At 75.7% G+C, this 23,050-nt stretch carries 22 protein-coding genes and 1 pseudogene; 11 read left to right on the top strand and 12 right to left on the bottom strand.

From position 1 onward, the window contains the following. Positions 1–82: 82 nt before the first annotated feature. On the top strand, positions 83–2,506 hold the full coding sequence (locus ACI79G_RS18060) for a transglycosylase domain-containing protein (RefSeq protein WP_456882484.1): 2,424 nt from the start codon (positions 83–85) through the stop codon (positions 2,504–2,506). Here the strand turns inward: ACI79G_RS18060 and ACI79G_RS18055 are convergent. From ACI79G_RS18055 to ACI79G_RS18045, 3 genes are read right to left on the bottom strand one after another with little or no spacing between them, the layout of a single operon-like run. Continuing rightward, positions 2,491–3,339 carry a YhjD/YihY/BrkB family envelope integrity protein gene (locus tag ACI79G_RS18055; protein ID WP_456882483.1) on the bottom strand — a complete coding sequence of 283 codons (849 nt, stop codon included), beginning with the start codon at positions 3,337–3,339 and terminating at the stop codon, positions 2,491–2,493. The genes ACI79G_RS18060 and ACI79G_RS18055 overlap by 16 nt on opposite strands. Beyond that, positions 3,333–4,886 (bottom strand): phytoene desaturase family protein, encoded by a 1,554-nt coding sequence (locus ACI79G_RS18050; RefSeq protein ID WP_456882482.1) that lies wholly within the window; start codon positions 4,884–4,886, stop codon positions 3,333–3,335. The genes ACI79G_RS18055 and ACI79G_RS18050 overlap by 7 nt, the downstream gene beginning before the upstream one ends. A 42-nt stretch (positions 4,887–4,928) precedes the next feature. Further along, entirely contained in the window at positions 4,929–5,141 is a 213-nt protein-coding gene (locus ACI79G_RS18045) for a hypothetical protein (protein ID WP_456882481.1), read from the bottom strand. Between the two features lie 363 nt (positions 5,142–5,504). On the opposite strand from ACI79G_RS18045, the gene ACI79G_RS18040 reads away from it, so the two are divergent. Beyond that, a complete protein-coding gene (locus ACI79G_RS18040) occupies positions 5,505–6,557 on the top strand; it encodes a C40 family peptidase (protein WP_456882480.1) in 1,053 nt (350 codons plus the stop codon). Between the two features lie 64 nt (positions 6,558–6,621). On the opposite strand, the gene ACI79G_RS18035 is transcribed toward ACI79G_RS18040, so the two are convergent. Next, the gene (locus ACI79G_RS18035) at positions 6,622–7,158 is read right to left on the bottom strand and encodes a hypothetical protein (protein WP_456882479.1); all 537 of its coding nucleotides are present in this window, start codon (positions 7,156–7,158) and stop codon (positions 6,622–6,624) included. A gap of 84 nt (positions 7,159–7,242) precedes the next feature. Here ACI79G_RS18035 and ACI79G_RS18030 point away from each other — a divergent pair, with 84 nt between their 5' ends. Continuing rightward, positions 7,243–7,578, top strand: a complete 336-nt coding sequence (locus tag ACI79G_RS18030; RefSeq protein WP_456882478.1) for a DUF3817 domain-containing protein — start codon at positions 7,243–7,245, stop codon at positions 7,576–7,578. Between the two features lie 26 nt (positions 7,579–7,604). Next, the gene (locus ACI79G_RS18025) at positions 7,605–8,930 is read left to right on the top strand and encodes a serine hydrolase domain-containing protein (RefSeq protein ID WP_456882477.1); all 1,326 of its coding nucleotides are present in this window, start codon (positions 7,605–7,607) and stop codon (positions 8,928–8,930) included. Between the two features lie 106 nt (positions 8,931–9,036). Here ACI79G_RS18025 and ACI79G_RS18020 read toward each other — a convergent pair whose 3' ends face one another. The 3 genes and pseudogenes from ACI79G_RS18020 to ACI79G_RS18010 all read right to left on the bottom strand — a co-directional run bounded on the left by ACI79G_RS18020 (position 9,037) and on the right by ACI79G_RS18010 (position 10,905). Further along, positions 9,037–9,555, bottom strand: a complete 519-nt coding sequence (locus ACI79G_RS18020) for a hypothetical protein (RefSeq protein WP_456882476.1) — start codon at positions 9,553–9,555, stop codon at positions 9,037–9,039. Positions 9,556–9,676: 121 nt separating this feature from the next. Further along, positions 9,677–10,330: pseudogene (locus tag ACI79G_RS18015) on the bottom strand (hypothetical protein); the annotation flags it as partial. Positions 10,331–10,362: 32 nt separating this feature from the next. Continuing rightward, a complete protein-coding gene (locus ACI79G_RS18010; protein WP_456882475.1) occupies positions 10,363–10,905 on the bottom strand; it encodes a hypothetical protein in 543 nt (180 codons plus the stop codon). A gap of 240 nt (positions 10,906–11,145) precedes the next feature. On the opposite strand from ACI79G_RS18010, the gene ACI79G_RS18005 reads away from it, so the two are divergent. Continuing rightward, on the top strand, positions 11,146–11,472 hold the full coding sequence (locus tag ACI79G_RS18005) for a DUF3253 domain-containing protein (protein WP_456882474.1): 327 nt from the start codon (positions 11,146–11,148) through the stop codon (positions 11,470–11,472). Here the strand turns inward: ACI79G_RS18005 and ACI79G_RS18000 are convergent. Further along, on the bottom strand, positions 11,454–11,936 hold the full coding sequence (locus ACI79G_RS18000; RefSeq protein WP_456882473.1) for an Lrp/AsnC family transcriptional regulator: 483 nt from the start codon (positions 11,934–11,936) through the stop codon (positions 11,454–11,456). The two genes, ACI79G_RS18005 and ACI79G_RS18000, sit on opposite strands and share 19 nt — an antisense overlap. A 218-nt stretch (positions 11,937–12,154) precedes the next feature. On the opposite strand from ACI79G_RS18000, the gene pdhA reads away from it, so the two are divergent. From pdhA to ACI79G_RS17970, 6 genes are all read left to right on the top strand, one after another. Next, on the top strand, positions 12,155–13,291 hold the full coding sequence (pdhA, locus tag ACI79G_RS17995) for a pyruvate dehydrogenase (acetyl-transferring) E1 component subunit alpha (protein ID WP_456882472.1): 1,137 nt from the start codon (positions 12,155–12,157) through the stop codon (positions 13,289–13,291). Then, on the top strand, positions 13,291–14,268 hold the full coding sequence (locus ACI79G_RS17990) for an alpha-ketoacid dehydrogenase subunit beta (RefSeq protein WP_456882471.1): 978 nt from the start codon (positions 13,291–13,293) through the stop codon (positions 14,266–14,268). The genes pdhA and ACI79G_RS17990 overlap by 1 nt, the downstream gene beginning before the upstream one ends. Before the next feature lie 19 nt (positions 14,269–14,287). Then, positions 14,288–15,763 (top strand): dihydrolipoamide acetyltransferase family protein, encoded by a 1,476-nt coding sequence (locus tag ACI79G_RS17985; RefSeq protein ID WP_456882470.1) that lies wholly within the window; start codon positions 14,288–14,290, stop codon positions 15,761–15,763. Positions 15,764–15,933: 170 nt separating this feature from the next. Next, the gene (locus ACI79G_RS17980) at positions 15,934–16,770 is read left to right on the top strand and encodes an alpha/beta hydrolase (protein WP_456882469.1); all 837 of its coding nucleotides are present in this window, start codon (positions 15,934–15,936) and stop codon (positions 16,768–16,770) included. A gap of 40 nt (positions 16,771–16,810) precedes the next feature. Further along, positions 16,811–17,980: an AGE family epimerase/isomerase gene (locus ACI79G_RS17975; RefSeq protein WP_456882468.1), complete on the top strand. Its 1,170-nt coding sequence runs from the start codon at positions 16,811–16,813 to the stop codon at positions 17,978–17,980. 80 nt (positions 17,981–18,060) lie between these two features. Further along, positions 18,061–18,528: an SRPBCC family protein gene (locus tag ACI79G_RS17970; RefSeq protein WP_456882467.1), complete on the top strand. Its 468-nt coding sequence runs from the start codon at positions 18,061–18,063 to the stop codon at positions 18,526–18,528. Positions 18,529–18,766: 238 nt separating this feature from the next. On the opposite strand, the gene ACI79G_RS17965 is transcribed toward ACI79G_RS17970, so the two are convergent. The 4 genes from ACI79G_RS17965 to ACI79G_RS17950 are packed head-to-tail and all read right to left on the bottom strand — an operon-like array spanning position 18,767 to position 23,041. Further along, on the bottom strand, positions 18,767–19,027 hold the full coding sequence (locus tag ACI79G_RS17965) for an HPr family phosphocarrier protein (RefSeq protein WP_091221737.1): 261 nt from the start codon (positions 19,025–19,027) through the stop codon (positions 18,767–18,769). Positions 19,028–19,076: 49 nt separating this feature from the next. Next, positions 19,077–21,212, bottom strand: a complete 2,136-nt coding sequence (locus ACI79G_RS17960; RefSeq protein ID WP_456882466.1) for a PTS fructose transporter subunit IIABC — start codon at positions 21,210–21,212, stop codon at positions 19,077–19,079. 21 nt (positions 21,213–21,233) lie between these two features. Beyond that, the gene (locus ACI79G_RS17955; protein WP_456882465.1) at positions 21,234–22,277 is read right to left on the bottom strand and encodes a 1-phosphofructokinase family hexose kinase; all 1,044 of its coding nucleotides are present in this window, start codon (positions 22,275–22,277) and stop codon (positions 21,234–21,236) included. Then, complete coding sequence (locus ACI79G_RS17950) at positions 22,274–23,041, bottom strand: DeoR/GlpR family DNA-binding transcription regulator (RefSeq protein ID WP_456882464.1); 768 nt, start codon at positions 23,039–23,041, stop codon at positions 22,274–22,276. Before ACI79G_RS17950 ends, ACI79G_RS17955 begins: the two co-directional genes overlap by 4 nt. Positions 23,042–23,050: the final 9 nt, after the last annotated feature.

Raw genomic sequence — 23,050 nt, 5'->3', positions numbered from 1 at the left:
CCGGGCGGACCGGCCCGTGCGGCGCGCATGGTTGTGACCGACACCGATCCCTGATCGAGTGGCACTCCACGGAAGGGGGCCCATGGACCTGCGCACCGACGCACGGGTCAGGACGCTGCTCAAGCTCGCCGCCACGGTCGTGGTGGCCGGAGCACTCGTCGCGGGACTCCTCTTCCCGTGGGTCGGCGGACCCGCGGTGGCCGCCCAGCAGTCGACCAGCCTGCTCGGCGACCTCCCCACCGAGCTGACCGTCGACGCCCCGCCGGCCAACACCGTGCTGCTGGCCGCCAACGGTGAGGTCATCACCTCCTTCTACGAGGAGAACCGCGCCCCGGTGACCGGTGACCGCATCGCCGAGGTCATGAAGCAGGCGATGGTCGCCATCGAGGACGCCCGGTTCTACGAGCACCACGGCCTCGACGTGCAGGGCACCGCTCGCGCGCTGATGACGAACATCGCCGCGGGCGGCGTGCAGGAGGGCGGGTCGACGCTCACCCAGCAGCTGGTCAAGCAGACCCTGCTGCAGACCGCCGACACCCCGGAGGAGCGCCGCGCGGCCACCGAGCAGACGCTGGGCCGCAAGCTGCGGGAGGCCCGGCTGGCGCTGGCCCTCGAGGACAGCTACTCCAAGGACGAGCTGCTCACCCGTTACCTCAACATCGTCTACTTCGGGCAGAACGCCTACGGCGTCCAGCCCGCCGCGCAGGCGTTCTTCGGCGTCGACGCCGCCGCCCTCACCCTGCCGCAGGCCGCGCTGCTGGCCGGCCTGGCGCAGAGCCCGACCCAGGACGACCCGTTCACCAACCCGGAGGCGGCCACCGCGCGCCGCAACGAGGTCCTCTCCCGGATGGCCGAGCAGGGCCGCGTGTCCCCGGCGGACGCCGCCGCCGCGCAGGCCGCGCCGCTCGGCCTCGCCCCCGCCCCGGCGCCGCGCCGCGGCTGCGTCGAGGCCACGGTCGGCGCGTTCGTCTGCGACTTCGTGCAGCGCTACCTGGTCCAGGAGCTGGGGCTGACCCAGCAGCAGCTGGACAACGGCGGCTACGTCGTCCGGACCACCCTGGACGCCGACCTGCAGCGCGCCGGGGACGCCGCCGTCCTCGAGACGCTGGCCATGGGCAACTCGCTGGCCGGCATGTTCACCGCCGTCGAGCCGGGCACCGGCCACCTGCTGGCGATGAGCGTCAACCGCGTGTTCGGCTACGACCAGGAGGACCCGGCGCAGGAGTCGTTCAACCTCAACCTCGCCCCCAGCAAGGGCTCGGGGTCGACCTACAAGGTCTTCACCGCCGCTGCCGCGCTGGACCGGGGCTACTCCGGCTACTACACGCTGACGACGTCGGACCCCTACGTCTCCCGCGTCTACCGGGACGGCGCCGGGCGCTACGACGTCGAGAACGCCGGCACCTTCCGCTCGACGCTGGACCTGACCACCGCGCTCTACCAGTCCTCCAACACCTACTTCCTCGCCCTCGAAGACGCCCTGGGCAGCGTCGAGGAGCCGGTGCGGATGGCCGAGCGGATGGGCCTGTTCCAGTTCAGCGACCCGGCCCTGCCGCAGCAGATCATCGACGAGAACCGCGGGTCGTTCACCTTCGGCGCCGAGGCCACCAGCCCGCTCGCCCTGGCCAGCGCCTACTCGACGCTGGCGGCCGGCGGCACGCAGTGCGACGTCGTCCCGGTGACCGCGGTGCTCGACCAGCACGGCGAGCCCGCGGTCGGGTCGGACGGCGAGCCGCTCGCGGTCGGCGACCGCTGCACCCCTGAGGCGATCAAGCCCGGCGTGGCCAACACGCTCAACCAGATGCTGCGCAAGGACGTCGAGCCGGGCTACTCCGGAGCGACCGGTACCCGCGCCTACGTCCCGGGTCACCAGATCGCCGGCAAGACGGGGACGTCCCAGGACAACGACTCGATCGCGTTCGTCGGGTACACCCCCGAGATCACCGCGAGCGTCATGGTGCTCAACCCCAAGGAGAAGCAGAACGTCGGCGGCTTCGGCGGTGGCAAGGCGGCCACGGTCTGGCGCGACGCGATGGCGCCGATCCTGGAGGCCCGCGGCAGCGGCGAGTTCCCGCCGGCCGACGAGGTCGTGATGAACGGCAACACGCGGCCGGTGCCGGGCTGCACCTCGGTGCGGGCCTGCCGCACGGCGCTGTCCGACGCCGGCTTCGAGCACCGCACCGTCGAGGTGGACAGCTCCCAGCGCTCCGGCGTCCTGCTGGGCACCAGCCCGCCGCGCGGCGGCCGCGCGGTGCCGGGCCAGGTCGTCTCCATCCTGGTCAGCAACGGCGAGGACTACGTCCCGCCGCGGCCCCGACCCGATCCCGAGCCGTCGCCGCGGTCGCGGCAGCCGGAGGCCCCCGAGCCGTCGGTCGAGCCGCCGCCGTCCACCCCCGAGACCGTCGAGCCCGACCCCGAGCCGGAGCAGGGCCGGGACGGCGGCGAGGACCGGGACCAGGACCAGGACCGCGGGCCGGACCAGGACTGGGGTCAGGACGAGGGCTGAGCGCCCCTGCGGAGCCGGTCGTCGAGGGACTGGGTGAGCAGCCAGCCCCCGATCACGACCAGGTGCAGCAGGAACAGCCACAGGCTGATCGCCACGACCGCGCCGACCACCGTCAGCCCGCCGAACGGCGCGCCCAGCGCCAGCGGCAGGGCCAGGAAGATCGCGAAGCCCTGCAGGAAGCCCGACAGGCAGGCGGCGGTGAACAGCACGCCGGACACCAGCGCCGGCCAGCGCAGGTTGCCGGCCGCGACCACGCCGAAGCCCCACAGCAGCGGCACGGTGAGCGCGAGGAGCACCGAGTAGTAGCCGACGGCCAAGGCGCCCAGCCCGCTGCCCCGCTCGGTGAGCTCCACCATCGCTGACGCCGCCTGCAGCAGGGCGTACATCAGCAGCGGCGTGGTCAGCACCAGCGGCAGCGCCAGCAGCCGGCCGCGCCAGCCGGTCAGCCGGTCCTGGCGGGGGGTGAAGCGCAGCAGCGCCCGGCGCAGCCCCTCGCCGTAGAACGACAGCGGGACCAGGGCCAGGACGAAGCCCAGCAGGTCCAGGCCGGTGCCGGCCTCGGCCAGCGTCCGCAGCGCCCCGGGGGCGCCCAGCTCCGGCGGGAGCAGCTGGGCCAGCCGGTCGCTCAGCTCACGCACCCGCTCGGCCGAGGTGATCAGCGCGGTGAGCGAGAAGGCGACCAGCAGCAGCGGCACCACGGCGATGCCGGCGTAGAAGGTCAGCCCGGCGGCGATCAGCGCGACGTCCCGACCGCGCAGCTGCTCGGCGGCCCCGCGCAGCAGCGACGTCGTCTCGGCGCGCAGCCGGCGCGCCGTCCAGGCGCGCCTCAGCACCGGTCCAGCAGCGCGCGGGCCGCCGCGTAACCGCCCAGGCCGCTGACCGCCCCGCCGCGCACGGTGCCGCCCGAGGAGGCGGCGACGACCCGCGGGTGCGCCGTCGCCACGCCCCAGGTGCCGACCTCCTCCGGCGTCGCGGCGACCGGCCACGACAGGTCGCCGTGGAAGATGTGCCCGCCCGGCATCGCCAGCGACGCCTCGACGTCCAGCGGCGAGGCCGCCTGCAGGCACGGCCGGCCCTCGGCGTCCCGGGCCAGGCAGTCCAGCAGCGGCTCGGCCAGGTGCGCGTCGAGCTGGGCCACGACCCGCCCCACCGCCTCGTCCCGGACGCCCGCGGGGTCGTCGCGGAACAGCGCCGCCGGCGTGTGCAGGCCGAAGAGGGTGAGGGTGTGCCAGCCGGCCTCCCGCTCGGCCGGGCCCAGGACCGTCGGGTCCGTCAGCGAGTGGCAGTAGACCTCGAAGGGGACGACGTCGGGCAGCCGGCCGGCCCCGGCCCGGGCGTGCGCGGCGTCGAGTTGGGACGCCGCCTCGTCGACGTGGCAGGTGCCGGCGAAGGCGCGTGCCGGGTCCACGCCCGAGCGCAGCCGGGGCAGCCGCGCCAGCACCATGTTGACCTTGAGCTGGGCGCCGTCCGCGGAGGGGCGCGGGGCCTGCCCCAGCAGGCGGTCGAGCACGGCCGGGGCGACGCCGCCGACCACCCGGCCGGCGTCCACCGCCCGCTCGGTGCCGTCGTCGTCGGTCCAGTGCACGGTCGCTCCGTCGTCCCGCGGCTCGACGGCGGTCACCTCGGCCCGGGTGACCAGCTCCGCGCCGGCGCTGCGCGCGGCGGCGGCCATCGCGCCGGTGACCGCGCCCATCCCGCCCACCGGGACCCGCCAGCGCCCGGTGCCGTTGCCGACCACGTGGTACAGGAAGCAGCGCCCGGCCAGGCCGTCGGCGGCGTGCACGTCGGCGTACGTGCCGATCAGCCCGTCGGTGAGCGCCACCCCGCGGACGACGTCGTGGGACAGCGCGTCGGCGACCACGTCGGCCAGCGGGCGCTCGCGCAGGTCGTGCCACAGCCGCGGCTCGCGCAGCCGCCCGGCCAGGTCGGCGGGGGAGAGCAGCGGCTCGGTCAGGGTGGGGGCGAGGTCCTCGGCGAGCGTGGCCACCCGGCCGTAGAACCGCTGCCAGGCCGCCAGCTCGGCGTCGGAGCCGGTGAGCGCCCGGAAGGACGCCGCGGTGGCCGGGCCCTCGTCCCGCTCGACGAGCAGTCCCGGCCCGCCCGGGACGGGGGTGTACGAGGAGACCGCGCGGTCGGCCAGCGTCACCTGCAGGCCGAGGTCGGCCACGATCCGGTCGGGCAGCAGGCTCACCAGGTAGGAGTAGGCCGAGAGCCGGACGTCGACGCCGGGGAACACCTGCCGGCCGACCGCGGCGCCCCCGACCTCGGCGAGCCGCTCGAGGACCAGCACCGACCACCCGGCCCGGGCCAGGTAGGCCGCGGCGACCAGCCCGTTGTGCCCGGCGCCCACGACGACGGCGTCGTACCTGCGCGTACCCACCGGCGGACCGTAGCCGGAACGCCCTGCCTCTCCGTGCCGCGGTCAGCTCGTCCCGTCGTCCTCCTGGTCGGTCTGCTGCTCGTTGTCCTGCTCGGTGTCCTCGCAGAGCTCCTGCTCGCTGGCGCCGGCCTCGGCGGCGTTGCACTCGCCCTCGCCGCGGTCCAGGTCGGTGTTGCCGCCGGTCTCCGTGCTGGCGCCGCACCCGGCCAGGGCGGCGACGGTGGCCAGCACGACGAGGGGTCGTTTGAGATCCATGACCCCTGCGTGCCCCGCGGCACCCGCGGCGAACCTCGTCCGTCACACCCGTCCCGCCCGTTCCCGGTGACCGGCGCGGTCGAGTCGAGAGTCCACCAAATCACACCCAGGTGATTGTCACGGCGACGTCACGGCCCTTACGGTGAGTGCATCCGCCGGGGCGCTCCGTCACCAGCCTGGGTGACACCCCGCGGATGCCGCCGAGCCGGCGCTCCTCTCCCCGGGAGCGCGGGGCCGGGGACCCACCGAACCACTGGGGTGGAGCGCGCGCCGGCACCGCGGCCGGCCGCGCCGGGCTCGTCCGGCCCGAACCCGTCAGCTGACCCGGTAGGCGGCCGTGGATGAACGGAGTGCCGCCGCACCATGGCGACCCCTCGCACCGCCCGCCGCGCTGCCCTCGTCCTCGCCGGCGCCATCGGCCTGGCGTTCGCCCCCGCCCCGGCCGGCGCCGAGGAGCCCACCACCGCCGCGGACGCCGCGGCCCTCGTCGCCGCCCGCGGCCACGAGCTCGAGGTGCTCACCGAGGAGTTCAACGAGGCCCGCGAGACGCTCGCCGGCCAGCAGGCGGCGGCGCAGGCGGCCGCCGCGGCGGTCGCCGAGGCGCAGACGGCGGTCACCGCTGCCCGGGAGTCGGTCGTCGGCGTGGCGCGGACCGCCTTCACCGGCGACAGCATGGGCTCGTTCCAGGCCCTGATGACCAGCGACTCCGCCGACGAGTTCGTCAACCGGGTGACCCTGCTGCAGGCCGTGGCCGGCCACCAGGGGGAGCTGCTCGAGGCGGCCGTCGTCGCCGGCGAGGCCGCCGCGCAGGCGCAGATCGTGGCCGACCGGGCGGCCACCGAGGCGCAGGCGCAGTACGACGCGGTCGCCCGCCAGCAGGCCGACCTGCAGGCCCAGATCGCCGAGTACCAGGCCGACTACAGCCGGCTCTCGGCCGAGGAGCGGCGGGCCGCCCTCGAGGCCGCCGCCGCTGCCCACGGTGCCGGCGAGGACGGCCGGGCCAGCCGCACCGAGCGCGAGGAGCCGGCCGCGGCGTCCTCCGCCCCCGTGGCCGTCTCCGGCGGTTCGCTCCAGGCGGTCGTCGACCGCGCGCTGGCCCAGCGCGGCAAGCCCTACGTGTGGGCGGCGTCGGGGCCGGGCTCCTTCGACTGCTCGGGCCTGGTGCAGTACGCCTTCCAGGCGGCCGGGATCAGCCTGCCGCACTCCAGCCGCATGCAGTCGCAGATGGGCACCCCGGTGTCCCGCGCCGAGGCCCGCGCCGGCGACCTGGTCGCCTTCTACAGCCCGGTGAGCCACATCGGCATCTACCTGGGCAACGGGCAGATGGTGCACGCGCCGACGTCCGGTGACGTCGTCAAGATCGCCAGCGTCGACAACATGGGCGCGACGCCGAAGTTCAACCGCATCGCCGCGTAAGGACCCCCTGCCCCCCGCCACTCGCGAGCTCGCGGCGGGCCCCTGCAGGGGGCCGGCCGGGGCGTCACGGCCGCTCGACCTGTTGCAGGAGGCCCCAGACGAAGCGGGCGCGGACGCCGCCGGGCAGGTGCACCTCCCAGCGGGTGACCACGCCGGGGTCGACGCTCGTCGCCTCGCGCAGGCCGACCACGTCGTCCAGCGTGTGCTCCCACACCCGCAGGCGGGCCGGCGTGGCCCGCGGCACGGGTGAGCCCGGCGCACGCACCAGGTGCTCCTGCAGCACGCTGCCGCCCGGGCCGGTGAGCACCTCCCAGTACAGGTGCGGCCACAGCGGCAGCGGCCAGCGGCGCACCTCCAGGTCGAGGTCGCCGAAGCGGCGGTCCTCGGTCTCCTCGGGCGGGCCGAGGACGGCCGTGCGCAGCGCCAGCCCGCGCGGCGCCCGCGGCGAGTGCTGCAGCGCCTGCCAGCGGGTGTGCGCCGCGTGCGCCTCCGCCCGGGTGGCGCCCAGCCGGGGGAGTGCCTCGGCGACCAGGTCCGGCCGCAGGTCGGCCATCCGGCGCAGCAGCACCAGGCAGAACTCGCGCCGCGCCAGACCCCGCACGGGCCCCGACCCTGCCACGGGGGGACGACGGGTGGCGCGGGTCACCCCGACCGACGCGGCCGGCCCGTCTCGGCGTCGGGGACCATGGGGCGCGTGACCCCGCGCGCCGTCGCCCTCGCCTTCCGTGCCGTCGCCCTCGCCGAGGCGTGCTCCTGGGTGGGCCTGCTGTTCGGGATGTTCGTCAAGTACGTGCTGGCGACCTCCGAGCGCGGCGTGCAGATCTTCGGCCCGATCCACGGCGGCATCTTCATCGCCTACGTCGTCGTCGCGGTCGTGGCCGCCCGGGTGCTGCGCTGGAACGCCGGCACCACGCTGCTCGCCCTCGCCGCGTCGGTGCCCCCGTTGGTCACCCTCTGGTTCGACCGCTGGGCCACCCGCACCGGCCGGCTGCCCGTGCCCGAGGCCGCGCCGACCTCCTGACCCCGCCGCTCGCTAGCGTCCGGTCCGTGCCCGACGCCGTCCTGCCGTCCACCGCTCGCCTGCTGCTCGCCCGCACCGCCCGTGGGCAGCGCGACGGACGGGCGCCGAGCCTCGTCGCGGGCGTCGTCCGGGACGGCGGGCTGGCCTGGTCCACCGGGCGCGGGGCCGTCCCCGAGCCGCACACCGACGTCCAGTACCGGCTGGGGTCGATCAGCAAGACCGTCACCGCGGTCGCCGTCCTGCGGCTGCGCGACGAGGGCCGGGTGCACCTCGACGACCCGCTCGACCGGCACGTGCCCGGTACCCCGCTCGGCGACCGCACCGTCGGCCAGCTGCTCGCCCACGTCGCCGGCGCGGCCGCGGAGAGCCCGGGCGCGTGGTGGGAGCGGACCCCCGGCGGCTCGCTGGCGGACCTGCGGCTGGCCCCCGAGCACGTCGTCCTCGGGGCCGCGCGCCGCTTCCACTACTCCAACCTCGGCTTCGGACTGCTCGGTGAGCTGGTGGCGCGGCTGCGCGGCCGGTCCTGGGCGGACGTCGTCGGCGCCGAGGTGCTCGGCCCCCTCGGCATGACCCGGACGACGCCCCGGCCGGTCGCGCCCGCGGCGGAGGGTCGCGCGGTGCACCCGTGGGCCGACGTCGTCCTGCCCGAGCCGGAGCACGACGCGGGCGTGATGGCCGCCGCCGGGCAGCTCTGGGCGACGCTGGCCGACCTCGGGCGCTTCGCCGCCTTCCTGCTCGGCGACACCGGCGACGTGCTCGACCCCGCGACGCTGGAGGAGATGACCGTGCCCGCGGGCGTGGACCCCTCCGCGCCGGGCTGGGCGGCGTACGGGCTGGGCCTGCAGGTGCTGCGGGTCGACGGGTGCACGCTGGTCGGCCACGGCGGCTCGATGCCGGGCTTCCTCGCCGGCGTCTTCGTCGACCGCGACGAGCAGACCGGCGCCGTCTCGCTGGCCAACACCACCGCCGGCCTGGACCCGCTCGTCCCCGGCCTGCTCGCCGACCTGCGCGCCGCCGAGCCGCGGGTCGTCGACGCGTGGGTGCCCTCGCCGCCGCCGGTCCCCCTGGAGTCCCTCGGCATCTGGTACTGGGGGCCCGGGCCGCACGCGCTGCGGGCGCTGCCCGGCGGCCTGCTGCACCTCGGTCCGCTGCCGGGCCGCGCCGGGCGGGCCAGCCGCTTCGCCCGCCGGGACGACGGCACGTGGGTGGGCCTGGACGGCTACTACGCCGGAGAGCCGCTGCGCCTCGCCGAGGACCACCTGGACGTGGGCACCTTCGTCTTCACCCGGCAGCCCTACGACCCCGACGCCCCGGTGCCCGGAGGGGTGGACGAGGGCGGCTGGCGGGCCTGACGCGGGTCCGGCCGGCGAGAACGGCGGGCGGCTGCCCGGCGGCGAGTGCGACGCACTCGCGGTGATCGACCGCTGATCACCACGAGTGCGTCGCACTCGCGGGAGTTCAGAGCCGGTCGAAGGCGTCCATCGTCGTCTTCACGACCGCGCCGTAGGCCAGGTGCGGGACGATGTCGCTGGCCCAGTCGGTCGCCGACCAGGTGCGCGGGTCGGTGATGCCGAGGACGGTCATCGGGCCGTTGGCGGCGACCAGCACCCCGAGCGTGGTCAGCAACGTGCCGACCAGCGGCTGCGACCGGTAGCCGGCCGCCCGCACCAGCCCGACGACGACGCCGACCCCCACGCCGGCCACCAGCCCGGTGATCGGGCCCAGCCCCTGGATGCGGTTCTGCCGCGTGTCGCCCTCGCCCGGGATCGGCACGTGCGCCTTCTCGGCCAGCTTCTCCACGGTCCGCTCGGGGGTCGAGCTCGTCGGGCGGCCGCGCACGGTCATGTCGAGGTACGTGACGGCGTTGAGCGCGGTGCTGCCCGCTGCCCCGGCCGCCGCGCCGCGCAGGGCCCAGCCCGCCACGCTGATGCCGCGCCGTCCTTTGCCGATCGTCCCCAGCGGGGTGCGCTTCGCCATCCGCCCGGTCTACCCCCGTCCAGCGGCGGGGTACACCCAGCTCAGCGCGGCACCGGGCGGCACAGGAACTCGGCAACGAGCCGTGCGCAGCGATCCACGGTCTCCCGGTGCTGCAGACCAGGTAGGCGTCGGCGGGCGGACGGTGGCCGCCCTCGCGCAGCCGGCGCGCGGCCGAGACCAGCGCGGTGAGCGCGGCACGGTCGTCGAGGAAGTAGCAGCCGACGAAGTCGGCGAACTCGACCAGGGACCGGCGGCTGCGGTGCACGCAGACCCGGGTGCCGGGGTGCACGCCGGCGGCGGCGAGCTCCTCGGTGGTACGGCCGGTGAAGGCGTACACGTCGTCCCACTGCATCGCGCGGTCCCCGGCGTCGGGCTTGGTCTGCCAGACCTGCGGGGTCTCCTGCGTGGTGTGCTCGGAGCCGAGCAGCAGGACGGCGGTGAGCTCCTCCACGTCGCCGAGCACGCTCAGCGGGCCGAGGCCGAAGTTGCCCGGGTACATGGTGCCCAGCTGGGAGAGCCGCAGCGTGCCGTCGGGCTGCACCCGCTTGACGATCATCGACAGCTCGTCCATGTGGGCCATCACCCGCACGACCGGCGCCTCCGCCGTGCCCGTGCCGCGCGGCAGTCCGACGAGGTTGCCCGCCGGGTCGACGGTCAGCTCGTCGACCAGCGGCTCCAGCTCCCGGCGGCAGATCGCCCGGACGTCGTCCTCCTGGCCGCCCGGGCCGTAGGCGGAGAGCAGTTCCTGCAGCAGGTCGTGGTCGGCGGGGCTCACGACCGGCCCCCCTACCCCTCACCGTCCCCGGTCTACCCGGCCGCCCGCCGCCGCAGGACCAGCCCGCCCGCGAACGCCGCCACGACCAGGGCGGCGACGACCGCCTCCAGGACCGTGTCGGACGGGCCCCGGGGCAGCTCGGTCCCGGCCGACCCGGACTCGGGAGCGCTCACGCCGGTCAGCATCTGCACCTCCGCCGCGGCCTGGGGGGTCCAGGCCGTCGTCCCGCCGCACAGGTCGGCCACGAGCCGGTCGTCCTCGCGGACGGCGAAGACGAGGAAGGGGCCCTCACCGGCGACCTCGAGGCCGCACGACGCACTGGACGCGGGCGACAGCACGCCCTGCCGGGCGGCGACCCGTCCCGCGTACACCGCGTCGACGGCGAAGACGTGCAGGGCGGTCCCGCCGACCACCTCACGGTCGGCCAGCCGGCCGGAGAACACCGCGTCGGCGCTGAGGGCGTGGTCGGCCGTCGTTCCCCCGGTGCAACTGCACGCCGAGGCCGCCGGGGCCAGCACCCAGCCGACGAGCACGAGCAGCAGGGCGGCGAGCAGCCCGGTCGTCCAGCGGCGCACGGGCACAGCATCCCCCGGCCGGCGTCCCCGCACCCGTGACGGCAGCCGCCGACCCCCGGGCACCACCCACCCACGGACGCTCTGCCGCTGCCCACCGTGCGGGGCAGGGGCAGAGCACCGGTGCAGCCCCACCACCTCCGGCGGGGACGGGGCGGGGCGTCCTCGCGCCGCAGCCACCGGAGCGGTGACCAGGAGACGGGTGCCGTGGCGCGGCGGCGTCCCGCGCCGCAGGCTGAGGGCGTGGCGGACGTCGACGTGCGGCTGGAGCAGGCCATCGACGCGCTGCTCGACGACCGGCGGGCCGGCGCGACGATCTGCCCCTCGGAGGCCGCCCGCGCCGTCGACCCCGAGGGCTGGCGGGAGCTCATGCCCGCGGCCCGCGCGGCGGCCGGACGGCTGGCCGCGGCGGGGCAGGTGGAGGTCACCCAGCGCGGCGAGGTCGTCGACGTCGCCACCGCGCGCGGCCCGGTACGGGTGCGCCGGCGTCGTCGAGGCCCTCCTGCAGGGGCCCGCCGCGAGCCTGCGAGTGGTGGGGAGCCGGGGGGTCCCTACTCGGCGGGGTCCTGACCGGCGGCCCGGGACAGCAGCGGGCCCATGCGGTGGTCGACCAGCCGGCGCAGCGCCAGCGCGGTGTCGGTGCGCTGGACGCCGGGGATGGCCAGCACCCGATCGGTGATCCGCCAGAGGTCGTCGGCGTCGACCGCGACCACCCGCACCAGCAGGTCGGCGACGCCCGACAGCGCCGTCACCTCCAGCACCTCGGGGATGTCCGCCAGCGCCTCGCCGACGTCGGCCAGGCTGCGCTGCACCACCTGCACGGTCATGTACGCGCCCAGCCGGTAGCCCAGCGCCTCGGGGCGGACGCGGTGGTCGAAGGGCGCCAGGGCGCCGCCGGACTCCAGCCGCGCCAGCCGCGCCTGCACGGTGTTGCGCGCCAGACCGAGCCGCTGCGACAGCGCCATGACCGTCGCGCGCGGGTCCTCGGCCAGGGCCTGCAGCAGGCGGGCGTCGGTGGCGTCGAGAGCCGGCACGTCACTCAGTCTGACAGGCCGGTCGGCCCCAGGACCGGTCATCGTGCGCAATCCGATCGGGGGACCTTGCGCAGATCGCTGGGTGGGTGTCTCCTCCATCGCAGGCCGGGTCGTGCCACGATGTGTGAGTGGCGCCACACCCGGGTGCCACGAGGCGTCCACACCGCCCGCGTGGCCCGGCGACCCCGGCAGCGGCGGACGACGGCGAGGAGGAGCACGTGAGCGTGTCCAGTGCCACCGAGGTGGTCGACCCGGTACCGGGTGCGGAGGCGCCGCACCTGCCCCGGCAACCCGACCTGGTGCAGCTGCTGACCCCCGAGGGCGAGCGGGTCGAGCACCCGGAGTACGCGATCGACCTCGACGACCAGCAGCTGCGCGACCTCTACCGCGACCTGGTGCTGGTCCGCCGGTGGGACGTCGAGGCCACCGCCCTGCAGCGTCAGGGCGAGCTGGGCATCTGGGCCTCGCTGCTGGGCCAGGAGGCGGCCCAGGTCGGCGCCGGCCGCGCCCTCGAGCCCGGGGACCACGCCTTCCCCACCTACCGCGAGCACGGCGTGGCCTGGACCCGCGGGGTCGACCCGCTGCACGTCATGAGCCTGTTCCGCGGCGTCGACAACGGCGGCTGGGACCCGGTCGCCACCCACTTCAACCTCTACACCGTCGTCATCGGCGCGCAGTGCCTGCACGCCACCGGCTACGCGATGGGCGTCCAGCGGGACGGCGCCGAGACCGCCGTGCTGGCCTTCCTCGGCGACGGCGCGACCAGCCAGGGCGAGGTCAACGAGGCGATGATCTGGGCGGCCAGCTTCTCCGCGCCCGTCGTCTTCTTCTGCCAGAACAACCAGTACGCGATCAGCGTCCCGCTGGAGCGCCAGTCCCGGGTGCCGCTCTACCAGCGCGCCGCGGGCTTCGGCTTCCCCGGCGTCCGGGTCGACGGCAACGACGTCCTCGCCGTCCTGGCGGTGACGCGGGCGGCGCTGGCCGCCGCCCGGGAGGGCCAGGGCCCGACGTTCATCGAGGCGTTCACCTACCGGATGGGCGCACACACCACCTCCGACGACCCCACCCGGTACCGGCTGGCCAGCGAGCTGGAGGAGTGGAAGCTGCGCGACCCGATCGCCCGGGTCAAGGCACACCTGTCCCGCAGCGGTGTCGCCGACGCCGACTTCCTCGCCGCCGTCGAGGCCGAGGCCGACGAGCTGGCGGCGCGGATCCGCCGCGGCACCACCGAGATGCCCGACCCGCCCGGGACGGCGATGTTCGACCAGGTCTACGCCGAGCAGACGCCGCACCTGGCCGCGCAGCAGGCCGAGTTCGAGGCGTACCAGGCGAGCTTCGAGGGGGGCGGGCACTGATGGCCGAGACGCTCACCATCGGCAAGGCGCTCAACCTCGGCCTGCGCCGGGCGATGGAGGACGACGCCAAGGTCGTGCTCATGGGTGAGGACATCGGCCGGCTCGGCGGGGTCTTCCGGATCACCGACGGCCTGCAGAAGGACTTCGGCGAGGACCGCGTGGTCGACACCCCGCTGGCCGAGGCCGGCATCCTCGGGACCGCGGTCGGCCTGGCCATGCGCGGCTACCGGCCGGTGTGCGAGATCCAGTTCGACGGGTTCGTCTTCCCGGCCTACAACCAGATCGTCACCCAGGTGGCCAAGATCCACGCCCGTTCCCGCGGGAAGCTGACCATGCCGGTCGTCATCCGGATCCCCTTCGGCGGCGGCATCGGCGCGGTGGAGCACCACAGCGAGAGCCCCGAGGCCTACTTCGCGCACACCCCCGGGCTCAAGGTGGTCGCGGTCAGCAACCCGGTCGACGCCTACTGGGGCATCCAGCAGGCGATCGCGCACCCCGACCCGGTCGTCTTCCTCGAGCCCAAGCGCCGGTACTGGGACAAGGCCGAGGTGGACACCGCGGCCACGCCGGACCCGCTGTTTGCCTCCCGCGTGGTCCGCGGCGGGGACGACGTCACCGTGCTGGCCTACGGCCCCATGGTGAAGACGGCGCTGCAGGCGGCCGAGGCGGCCGCGGAGGAGGGGCGCTCGCTGGAGGTCGTCGACCTGCGCACGCTCTCCCCGCTGGACCTCGACCCGGTGGTCGAGTCGGTGCGGCGCACCGGGCGCTGCGTCGTCGTCCACGAGGCGCCGGTGACCCTCGGGCTCGGCGCGGAGATCGCCGCGCGGGTGACCGAGGAGTGCTTCCACTCCCTGGAGGCGCCGGTGCTGCGGGTGGGCGGCTACGACACGCCCTACCCGCCGTCGAAGCTCGAGGAGGAGTACCTCCCCGACCTCGACCGGGTGCTGGACGCCGTCGACCGTGCGCTGCAGTTCTGAGGACAGGGGCTTCTGAGGGATGGGGACGCTCAAGCAGTTCAAGCTGCCCGACGTCGGCGAGGGGCTGACCGAGGGCGAGATCCTGCAGTGGCTGGTGGCCGTCGGCGACACGGTCACGGTCAACCAGCCGCTGTGCGAGGTGGAGACGGCGAAGGCCGCCGTCGAGCTGCCCTCGCCGTTCGCGGGCACGGTCACCGCGCTGCTGCACGAGGCCGGGACCACCGTGGACGTCGGGACGCCGATCATCACCATCGACGTCGGCGGGGAGGGCGGGGGAGACGTCGGCGGGGAGGGCGGGGGAGCCCCAGCCGCCGCGGACGACGCCGCGGCCGAGCCGGCTGCGGGTCTGATCGGTGGCGCGGCGCCCGGCGGGCGGACGGCGGTGCTCGTCGGCTACGGGCCCCGGACGACGGAGGCCCGCCGGCGGCCGCGCCGTGCCGTCGTCCCCGCGGACGCCGACTACGGCTCAGGAGGCCAGGAGCGCCCACCGCTGCTGGCCACCGCGCCGGACATGACCACCAAGCCGGTGCGGCACGGCGGCCTGGAGGTGGGCCGCCAGGCCGAGGCGCACGCGGCCTCGGTCGACGCGGCGCCGTCCCGCGCGGCCGAGCACGGGCGGCGCCGGCCCCGGCCGCTGGCCAAGCCGCCGGTGCGCAAGCTGGCCAAGGACCTCGGGGTCGACCTCACCGCGCTGACCGGCAGCGGCGCCGGCGGGGTGGTCACCCGCGCCGACGTCGAGGCGGCCGCGGCCGGCCCGGCACCGGTGGCCGAGCTGCGGCCGGTCGCCGCACCGACGGCGGGGGAGCAGCGGATCCCGGTCAAGGGGGTCCGCAAGCACACCGCGGCGGCGATGGTGGCCAGCGCCTTCACCGCGCCGCACGTCACCGAGTTCCTCACCGTCGACGTCACGCGGATGGTCAAGCTGCGGTCGCGCATCGCCGCGCGGCCGGAGTTCGCCGGGGTCAAGGTCAGCCCGCTGCTGTTCGTGGCCAAGGCGCTGCTGCTGGCCGCCGCGAAGCACCCGGTGGTCAACAGCTCCTGGGACGAGGCGGCGCAGGAGATCGTCGTCCACGGGCAGGTCAACCTCGGCATCGCCGCGGCCACGCCCCGCGGGCTCGTCGTCCCGAACGTCAAGGACGCCGGGCGGCTGTCGCTGGTCGAGCTGGCCGGCGCGCTCACCGAGCTGACCGAGACGGCGCGGGCCGGCCGCACCGCCCCCGAGGACATGACCGGCGGCACGATCACCATCACCAACGTCGGCGTCTTCGGGGTCGACACGGGGACGCCGATCCTCAACCCCGGTGAGTCGGCGATCCTCGCCTTCGGCGCGATCCGCGAGATGCCGTGGGTGCACAAGGGGAAGGTGCGCCCGCGGCAGGTCACGCAGCTGGCGCTGTCGTTCGACCACCGGGTCATCGACGGGGAGCTGGGCAGCCGGTTCCTCGCCGACGTCGGGGCCCTGCTGTCCGACCCGGGGACGGCCCTGGCGTTCTGACGGCGTGGAGCCGGCCGGCGCACCGGCCGGCTCCACGCCGTGACCGACGCGCAGCAGCGGTGCCGTCGGCCCTGGGGGCGGCCGCCGCGGGGCCACTAGCGTCCGCCGCGCCAGCGCGGGCCGGTCCGCGCACCGTGCCCGGCTCGCCCCGAACCGGCGAGAGGCGTGCCATGAGCGACGTACCGACCGCGGCGCCCGACACCGTCGTCCTGGTCCACGGACTGTGGATGACCCCGCGCAGCTGGGAACACTGGGTGCCGTACTACGAGGACCGCGGCTACCGCGTGCTGACCCCCGCCTATCCCGGCTTCGAGATCGAGGTCGAGGCGCTGCGGGCGGATCCGCGGGTCATCGCGGAGGCCTCGATCACCGGCACCGTCGAGCACCTCGCCGCCGTGGTGACCGCCCTCGACCGGCCGCCGATCCTCATCGGCCACTCGTTCGGCGGCACGTTCACCCAGCTGCTCCTGGCCCGGGGCCTCGGCGCGGCCGGCGTGGCGATCGACTCGGCGCCGACCGAGGGCGTGCGGGTCACCCCGCCGACGCAGCTCCGGTCGCTGTTCCCCTTCCTCCGCAACCCGGCGAACCGGCACCGCGCGGTCGGCTTCACGCCGGAGCAGTTCCACGCCTCGTTCGCCAACACCCTGTCCCGCGAGGACTCCGACCGGGCGTACGAGCGCTACCACGTGCCCGCCCCGGGCCGGTGGGTGTGGGACGGGGTGATCGCGAACCTCAAGCCCGGCCACCAGCAGACCTGGGTGGACTACGACCGGGACGACCGGGCGCCGCTGCTGTTCGTCACCGGCGGTGCGGACCACGTCATGCCGCCGTCGGTGAACCACTCCAACGCCCGCCACTACCGGCACTCCGCGGCGCTCACCGAGGTCCGCGACCTGCCCGGCCGGTCGCACTGGACCTGCGCCGAGCCGGGCTGGGAGGCGGTGGCCGACCTCGCGCTGGACTGGGCGGTCGAGAACGCCGGCCGTCGACCGGTGCCGCGGGCCTGACCTCGCCGCGGGCCGCGCGGGCTGACTAGCGTCGCCGTCCGTGACCGACCTCGACCGGCTGCTGGACTTCGCGGCCCGATCCCGGCTGCCCGAGGGCGGCTTCGGCTACCTCGGCGACGACGGCCGCGTGCGGCCCGAGCGCGGCCAGGAGACCTGGATCGTCGCCCGCATGACGCACGTCTTCGGGCTCGCCGGGCTGACCGGCCGCAGCGGGTGGGACGAACTGGTCCGGCACGGGGTCGAGGCGCTGGCCGCCGGACCGCTGCACGACGGCGGCCGCGGCGGCTGGTACGCCTCGACCACCGACGACACCAAGGCCGCGTACGTGCACGCCTTCGCCGTCCTGGCCGGGGCCACGGCCACCGCCGCGGGTGCCCCCGGCGGCCGGGAGCTGCTGGACGAGGCGCTCGGCGTCTGGCAGACGCGGTTCTGGGACGACGCCGCGGGCCTGGCGGTCGAGGAGTGGGACGCCGGCTGGTTGCGGCTGTCGGACTACCGCGGCGTCAACGCGAACATGCACGGCGTGGAGGCCTCCCTGGCCGCCGCCGACGCCCTGGGGGACGCCGACCCGCGGTCCGCGCAGCTGCGCCGGCAGGCGCTGCGCACCCTGGAGCGGGTGGTGCACGGCTGGGCGCGGGAGGGGGACTGGCGGCTGCCCGAGCACTTCACCGCGGAGTGGCAGCCGCTGCCCGGGTACAACCGCGACGAGCCGGCGCACCCGTTCCGCCCCTACGGCGTCACGGTCGGGCACCAGTTCGAGTGGTCGCGGCTGGCGCTGCACGCCCGCGCCGTCACGCCGGACGCGCCGTCCTGGCTGCTCGACGACGCCACGGGGCTCTTCACCGCGGCCGCCTCGCGCGGCTGGGCCGCCGACGGGCACGACGGTTTCCCGTACACGCTGGACTGGGACGACCGGCCGGTGGTGACCGCGCGCATGCACTGGGTGCTCTGCGAGGCGGTGGCCGCGGCGGAGACGCTGGCGGCCGTCACCGGCGATGCCTCCTACCGGCGCCTGGCCGGGCACTGGTGGGCGCACGGCGAGGCCCGCTTCGCCGACCCGGCGACCGGCAGCTGGCACCACGAGCTCACGCCGGAGGGCGCGGTCGCCACGGGCACCTGGGAGGGGCAGCCCGACGCCTACCACCTCGCGCAGGTGCTCCTGCTGCGCGGCCGCCCGGTGCGGGGGAGCGTGGCAGCCGCGCTGCTGTGACCGGGGTCCGGGCAGGTGTCCTGCGCGGAGACGCCGGGTAGAGCGAGTCCATCCGAGGACCCCGAGCAGAGGAGGCCAACGTGGCCAGCGTGCAGGAATCCGTCGACGTCGACGTCCCCATCCGGGTCGCCTACGACCAGTGGACGCAGTTCGAGTCCTTCCCCCAGTTCATGGGCGGGGTCGAGCGGATCACGCAGCTCGACGAGACGCGCACCCACTGGGTGACCAACATCGACGGCGTCAAGCGGGAGTTCGACGCGGAGATCACCGAGCAGCACCCCGAGGAGCGGGTGGCCTGGACCAGCACCGGCGGCGAGGCCAAGCACGCCGGCGTGGTCACCTTCCACCGCCTCGACGACAACAAGACCCGCGTGATGATCCAGATCGACTGGGAGCCGACGGGCATCGTGGAGAAGGCCGGCGCGGCGCTGGGCTTCGACGACCGGCAGGTCAAGGCCGACGCCAAGCGGTTCAAGGAGTTCATCGAGAGCCGCGGCACCGAGACCGGCGCCTGGCGCGGCGACGTCCCCCGCCCCGACCAGACCTGACGCCCGCCCTCTCCGGTCATGATCATCGGCAGGTGGCCGCCCGACACGCCGACGGGGGCCGCCAGTCGCCGATGATCACGGCGGGGGAGAACGGAACGACGGACACAGGACAGCGCCCGCCCCCTTCTGCAGGGGACGGGCGCCGTCGTCTGTGGCGGCCCGGTAGCGGCCGTGGTGGCCCCGCTGCAGGGCCCCACCCCGGGCCTGCGAGCGGTGGGGGGGCAGCGGGGTCCTCCTGCTATTCGGCGTCGAGGTCCTGGGCGACCAGGCCCGCGATCTGCTCGAGGACGGCGGGGTCCTCGCTGCTCACGACGACCTCCGTCCCCTGCTTCGCGCCGAGCGTCATGATCATCAGCGGCGACCCGGCGTCCACCGGGTTGCCCCCCGGCGTGGCCAGCGTGACCGGTGTCCCGGCCTTGCCGACGGCCTCGGCGATGAGGGCGGCAGGCCGGGCGTGCAGCCCGACGCGGGAGCCGACGGTGACGGTCTGACTGGGCATGGGGTACTCCCTCGCTTCGGAGACGGACGGTGGGCTACAGCCTGCTGGTTCAGGCCCGAGCCGGCTGGGTGACGGGGGCGGCGTTGTGGGCGTGGGCCATGTCGACGGCGTCCTCCGGCACGGCCTCGGCCTTCGGCCGGCCGATGCTCTTCGCGATGGTGACGGCGATCGCACCCACCACCGTGCCCGCCAGGATCCCGACGACGAACCACAGGAGACCGGTGATCGCGAAGAAGACGAAGATGCCGCCGTGCGGGGCCCGCAGCTCGACACCGGCCGCGGCCACGATGGCGCCGGTGGTCGCACCGCCCAGCATCATCGAGGGGATGACCCGCAGCGGGTCGGCCGCGGCGAACGGGATCGCGCCCTCGGAGATGAACGAGGCACCCAGCAGCCAGGCGGCCTTGCCGTTGTCCCGCTCGGCGGGCGTGTACAGCTTCGGGCGGATCGCGGTGCTGAGCGCCATCGCCAGCGGGGGCACCATGCCGGCCGCCATGACGGTGGCCATGATGACCAGCGGAGCACCGGTGGCAGCCGCGGTCAGCCCGGTGGTGGCGAAGACGTAGGCCGCCTTGTTCACCGGACCACCCAGGTCGAAGCACATCATCAGGCCGAGGATGATCCCGAGCACGGCCGCGGAGGTGCCGGTCAGGCCGCTGAGCCAGTTGCCCAGGCCGGTGAGGGCGGCGGCCAGCGGACGGCCGAGGACGACGGCCATCAGACCGCTGGAGATCAGCGTCGCGAGCAGCGGGATGATGACGACCGGCTGCAGGCCCCGGACGCCGACCGGCAGCTTCCAGCCGCTGATCCAGCGGGCGGCGAAGCCGGCGATGATGCCGCCGACGAGGCCGCCGATGAAGCCGGCGCCCACGCTCACCGAGACCGCACCCACGACGAAGCCGGGGACGATGCCCGGGCGGTCGGCGATCGCGTACGCGATGTAGCCGGCCAGGGCGGGGACCAGGAAGCCGAAGGCCGCCTGGCCCAGCACGGTGCAGACCGCGCCGAGGTAGCCCCAGAAGCCGTCGTTGAGGCCCTCGGTCGGTGCGACGTCCGGCAGGTTGAAGAACGTGTTGTTCAGGACCCAGCTCAGCGCGTAGCTGTTGCCGTCGGCCGACGCCGGGTCGGTGCTGACGATCTGATAGCCGCCGAACAGGAAGCCCAGGGCGATGAGCAGGCCGCCCGCAGCGACGAACGGGATCATGTAGCTGACGCCGGTGAGCAGCCACCGGCGGATCTCCGTGCCGGCGCCCGGCTTGCCGGCCGCGGCGGCGGGCTCGTCGGCACCGCCGGCGCCGCCCGGCACCCGGCGGGCGTTGGGGTCGTCCGCGGCGGCCAGCGCCTCGCGGACCATGACGTCGGGCTCGTTGATCGCCCGCTTGGTGCCGGACTGGACGAGCGGCTTGCCGGCGAAGCGGTCCCGGTCCCGGACGCCCACGTCGACGGCGAAGATGACCGCGTCCGCGGCGCGGATCACGGCCGGGTCCAGCGGGGTGGAGCCCGAGGAGCCCTGGGTCTCCACGTGCACGTCGACCCCGGCGGCCTCCCCGGCGGCGGTGAGCTTGTCGGCGGCCATGTAGGTGTGCGCGATGCCGGTCGGGCAGGCGCTCACGACGACCAGGCTGCGGCGGGCGCCGGTGGTGGAGGTGTCGGCGGTCGGCGCGGCGGCGGGGGTGGCGGCGGTCGCGGCACTCGAGGAGCCGGCCGCGGCAGGCGCGCCGGCGGGCGCCGGCTCGGGGGAGACGACCTCCTGCACCAGCCGGACGACCTCGTCGGCGGAGCCGGCCGCGCGCAGGGAGGCCACGAACTCCGGCCGCACCAGCGCCCGGGCCAGGGCGGTCAGCAGCGTGAGGTGGTCGGCGTCGCCGTGCGCCGGCGCGGCGATGAGGAAGACCAGGTCGGCCGGGCCGTCGGGGGCGCCGAAGTCGACCCCGGGGTCCAGCCGGGCGAAGGCCAGCGAGGCCTCGGTGACCGCGGCCGAGCGGCAGTGCGGGATCGCGATGCCGCCGGGCAGGCCGGTGGCCGCCTGCGCCTCGCGCGCCAGGGCGTCGTCGGCCAGGGCGTCGGCCCCGGTGGCCCGCCCGGCGCCGGCGACGAGGCCGGCGAGCCGGCGGACGACCGTGGTCTTGTCGGAACCCAGGTCGGCGTCGAGCGCCACCAGGTCAGGGGTGATGAGGTCGGGCATGGCTCACCTACTCGAGAGGCGTCAGACGTCGCGGCCGGCGGCCGGGACGGTGGTGCGCTGTGCAGTGGGCGGTGCGGGGGTGGTGCTGGGCAGACCCTCGGTCCGGACGGTGGCGACCTCGACGTCGAGGGCGGCCACCTGCTCGGGCGTGGGGACGGCGGAACCGGGCAGCGAGGCGCTGGCGGCGCCGTACGCCACGGCGCTGCGGAGCCGTTCGGCCGGCCCGGCGCCGGCCAGGTCGGCCAGCACGTGGCCGGCCAGGCTGCAGTCGCCGGCGCCGACGGTGCTGCGGACGGCGATCCGCGGCGGGGTGGCCGCCCAGACGCCCTCGGCGCAGGACAGCAGCGCACCGTCGGCCCCGAGGGTCAGCAGCACCTCGGCCACGCCGCGCGCGTGCAGCGTGTCGACGGCGGCCAGCGCGGTGGCGCGGTTGGCGGTGAGGTGGGCCTCGGGGACGCCGGAGAGCTGGGCGAGCTCCTCGGAGTTGGGCTTGAGCAGGTCGGGCGCGGCGTCCGGGCCGGCGTCCAGCAGGGCCAGCAGCGGCGCCTCGGACGTGTCGACGGCGATCTTCGCGCTGGTGTCGCGCAGCGAGCGGACCAGGTCGGCGTACCAGTCCAGCGGCGTGCCCGGCGGCAGCGAGCCGGACAGCACCACCCAGCGGGCGCCCTCGGCGTGCTGGTGCATCGCGATCGTCAGCGCTCCCCGGGCCTCGTCGTCCAGCGGGGCGCCCGGCTCGTTGAGCTTGGTGGTGGTGCCGTCGGGCTCGGCCAGCGTGTAGTTGGTCCGCACCGGCGTGGCGATGGGGACGGTGGCCATCGGCAGGTCCAGCCCGTGCAGCGCGCGCACGATCGGGTCGTCGTCGGCCGCGGGCAGCACGGTGACGACGTCCCCGCCGGCGGCGGCGATCGCGCGGGCGACGTTCACGCCCTTGCCGCCGGGCTCGGTGGAGCTCGGCGCCAGCCGGGCCACGCCGCCGCGCACCAGCGGGCCGGGCAGCGAGAGCGTCCGGTCCAGGCTGGGGTTGGCGGTCAGGGTGACGACGCGATGCCTCGTGTGCTCGGTCACGCGACCACGACCTCGATCCCGGCGTCGTCGAGACGGGCGAGGTCGGCCGGTGCGGCCTCGGCGTCGGTGACCAGGACGTCGACGTCGGCCGGCGTCGCGAAGCGGACCAGGTGCTCGCGGCCGAGCTTGCTGCTGTCGGCCAGCACGACGACCTTCCGCCCGGCGCGGATCATCGCGCGCTTCACCGAGGCCTCCGCCTCGTCGGGCGTGGTGAACCCGTGCTCGGCGGTGATGCCGTTGCTGCCGAGGAAGACCACGTCGACCCGCAGGTCGGCGAGGGTGGCGACGGTCCGCTCGCCGACGGCGCACTGGGTGATCCCGCGGACCCGGCCGCCGAGCACGTGCAGGTCGACGCCGGGGGCGGCGGCCAGCCGGGCGGCGATGGGCACCGAGTGCGTGGCGACCAGCAGCCGCCGATCGCTGGGGAGGACCTCGGCCAGCGCGGCCGTGGAGCTGCCGCCGTCGAGCAGCAGGCTGCCGTCGGACCCGGGCAGCAGGTCCAGCGCGGCGGCGGCGATCTTGCGCTTGTGCTCGCTGCGGGTGGCGTGCCGCTCGCCGAGCGCGGTCTCCACGTAGGTGAGCGCGCCGGCCGGGACGGCGCCGCCGTGCACGCGGCGCAGCATGCCCCCGCGCTCGAGGACGGCGAGGTCACGGCGCACGGTCTCGGTGGTGACCCCGAACTCCTCGGCGAGCGCGGTCACCGAGACCCGGCCGCGGTCGGCGACCAGCCCGGCGATCGTCTGCTGACGCTCTTCGGCGTACATGCCCACCTC

The organism is Geodermatophilus sp. SYSU D00779, from assembly GCF_054050595.1.
Note: the sequence above shows the minus strand (reverse complement) of the source record. Positions and strands in the feature narration are given on the sequence as shown.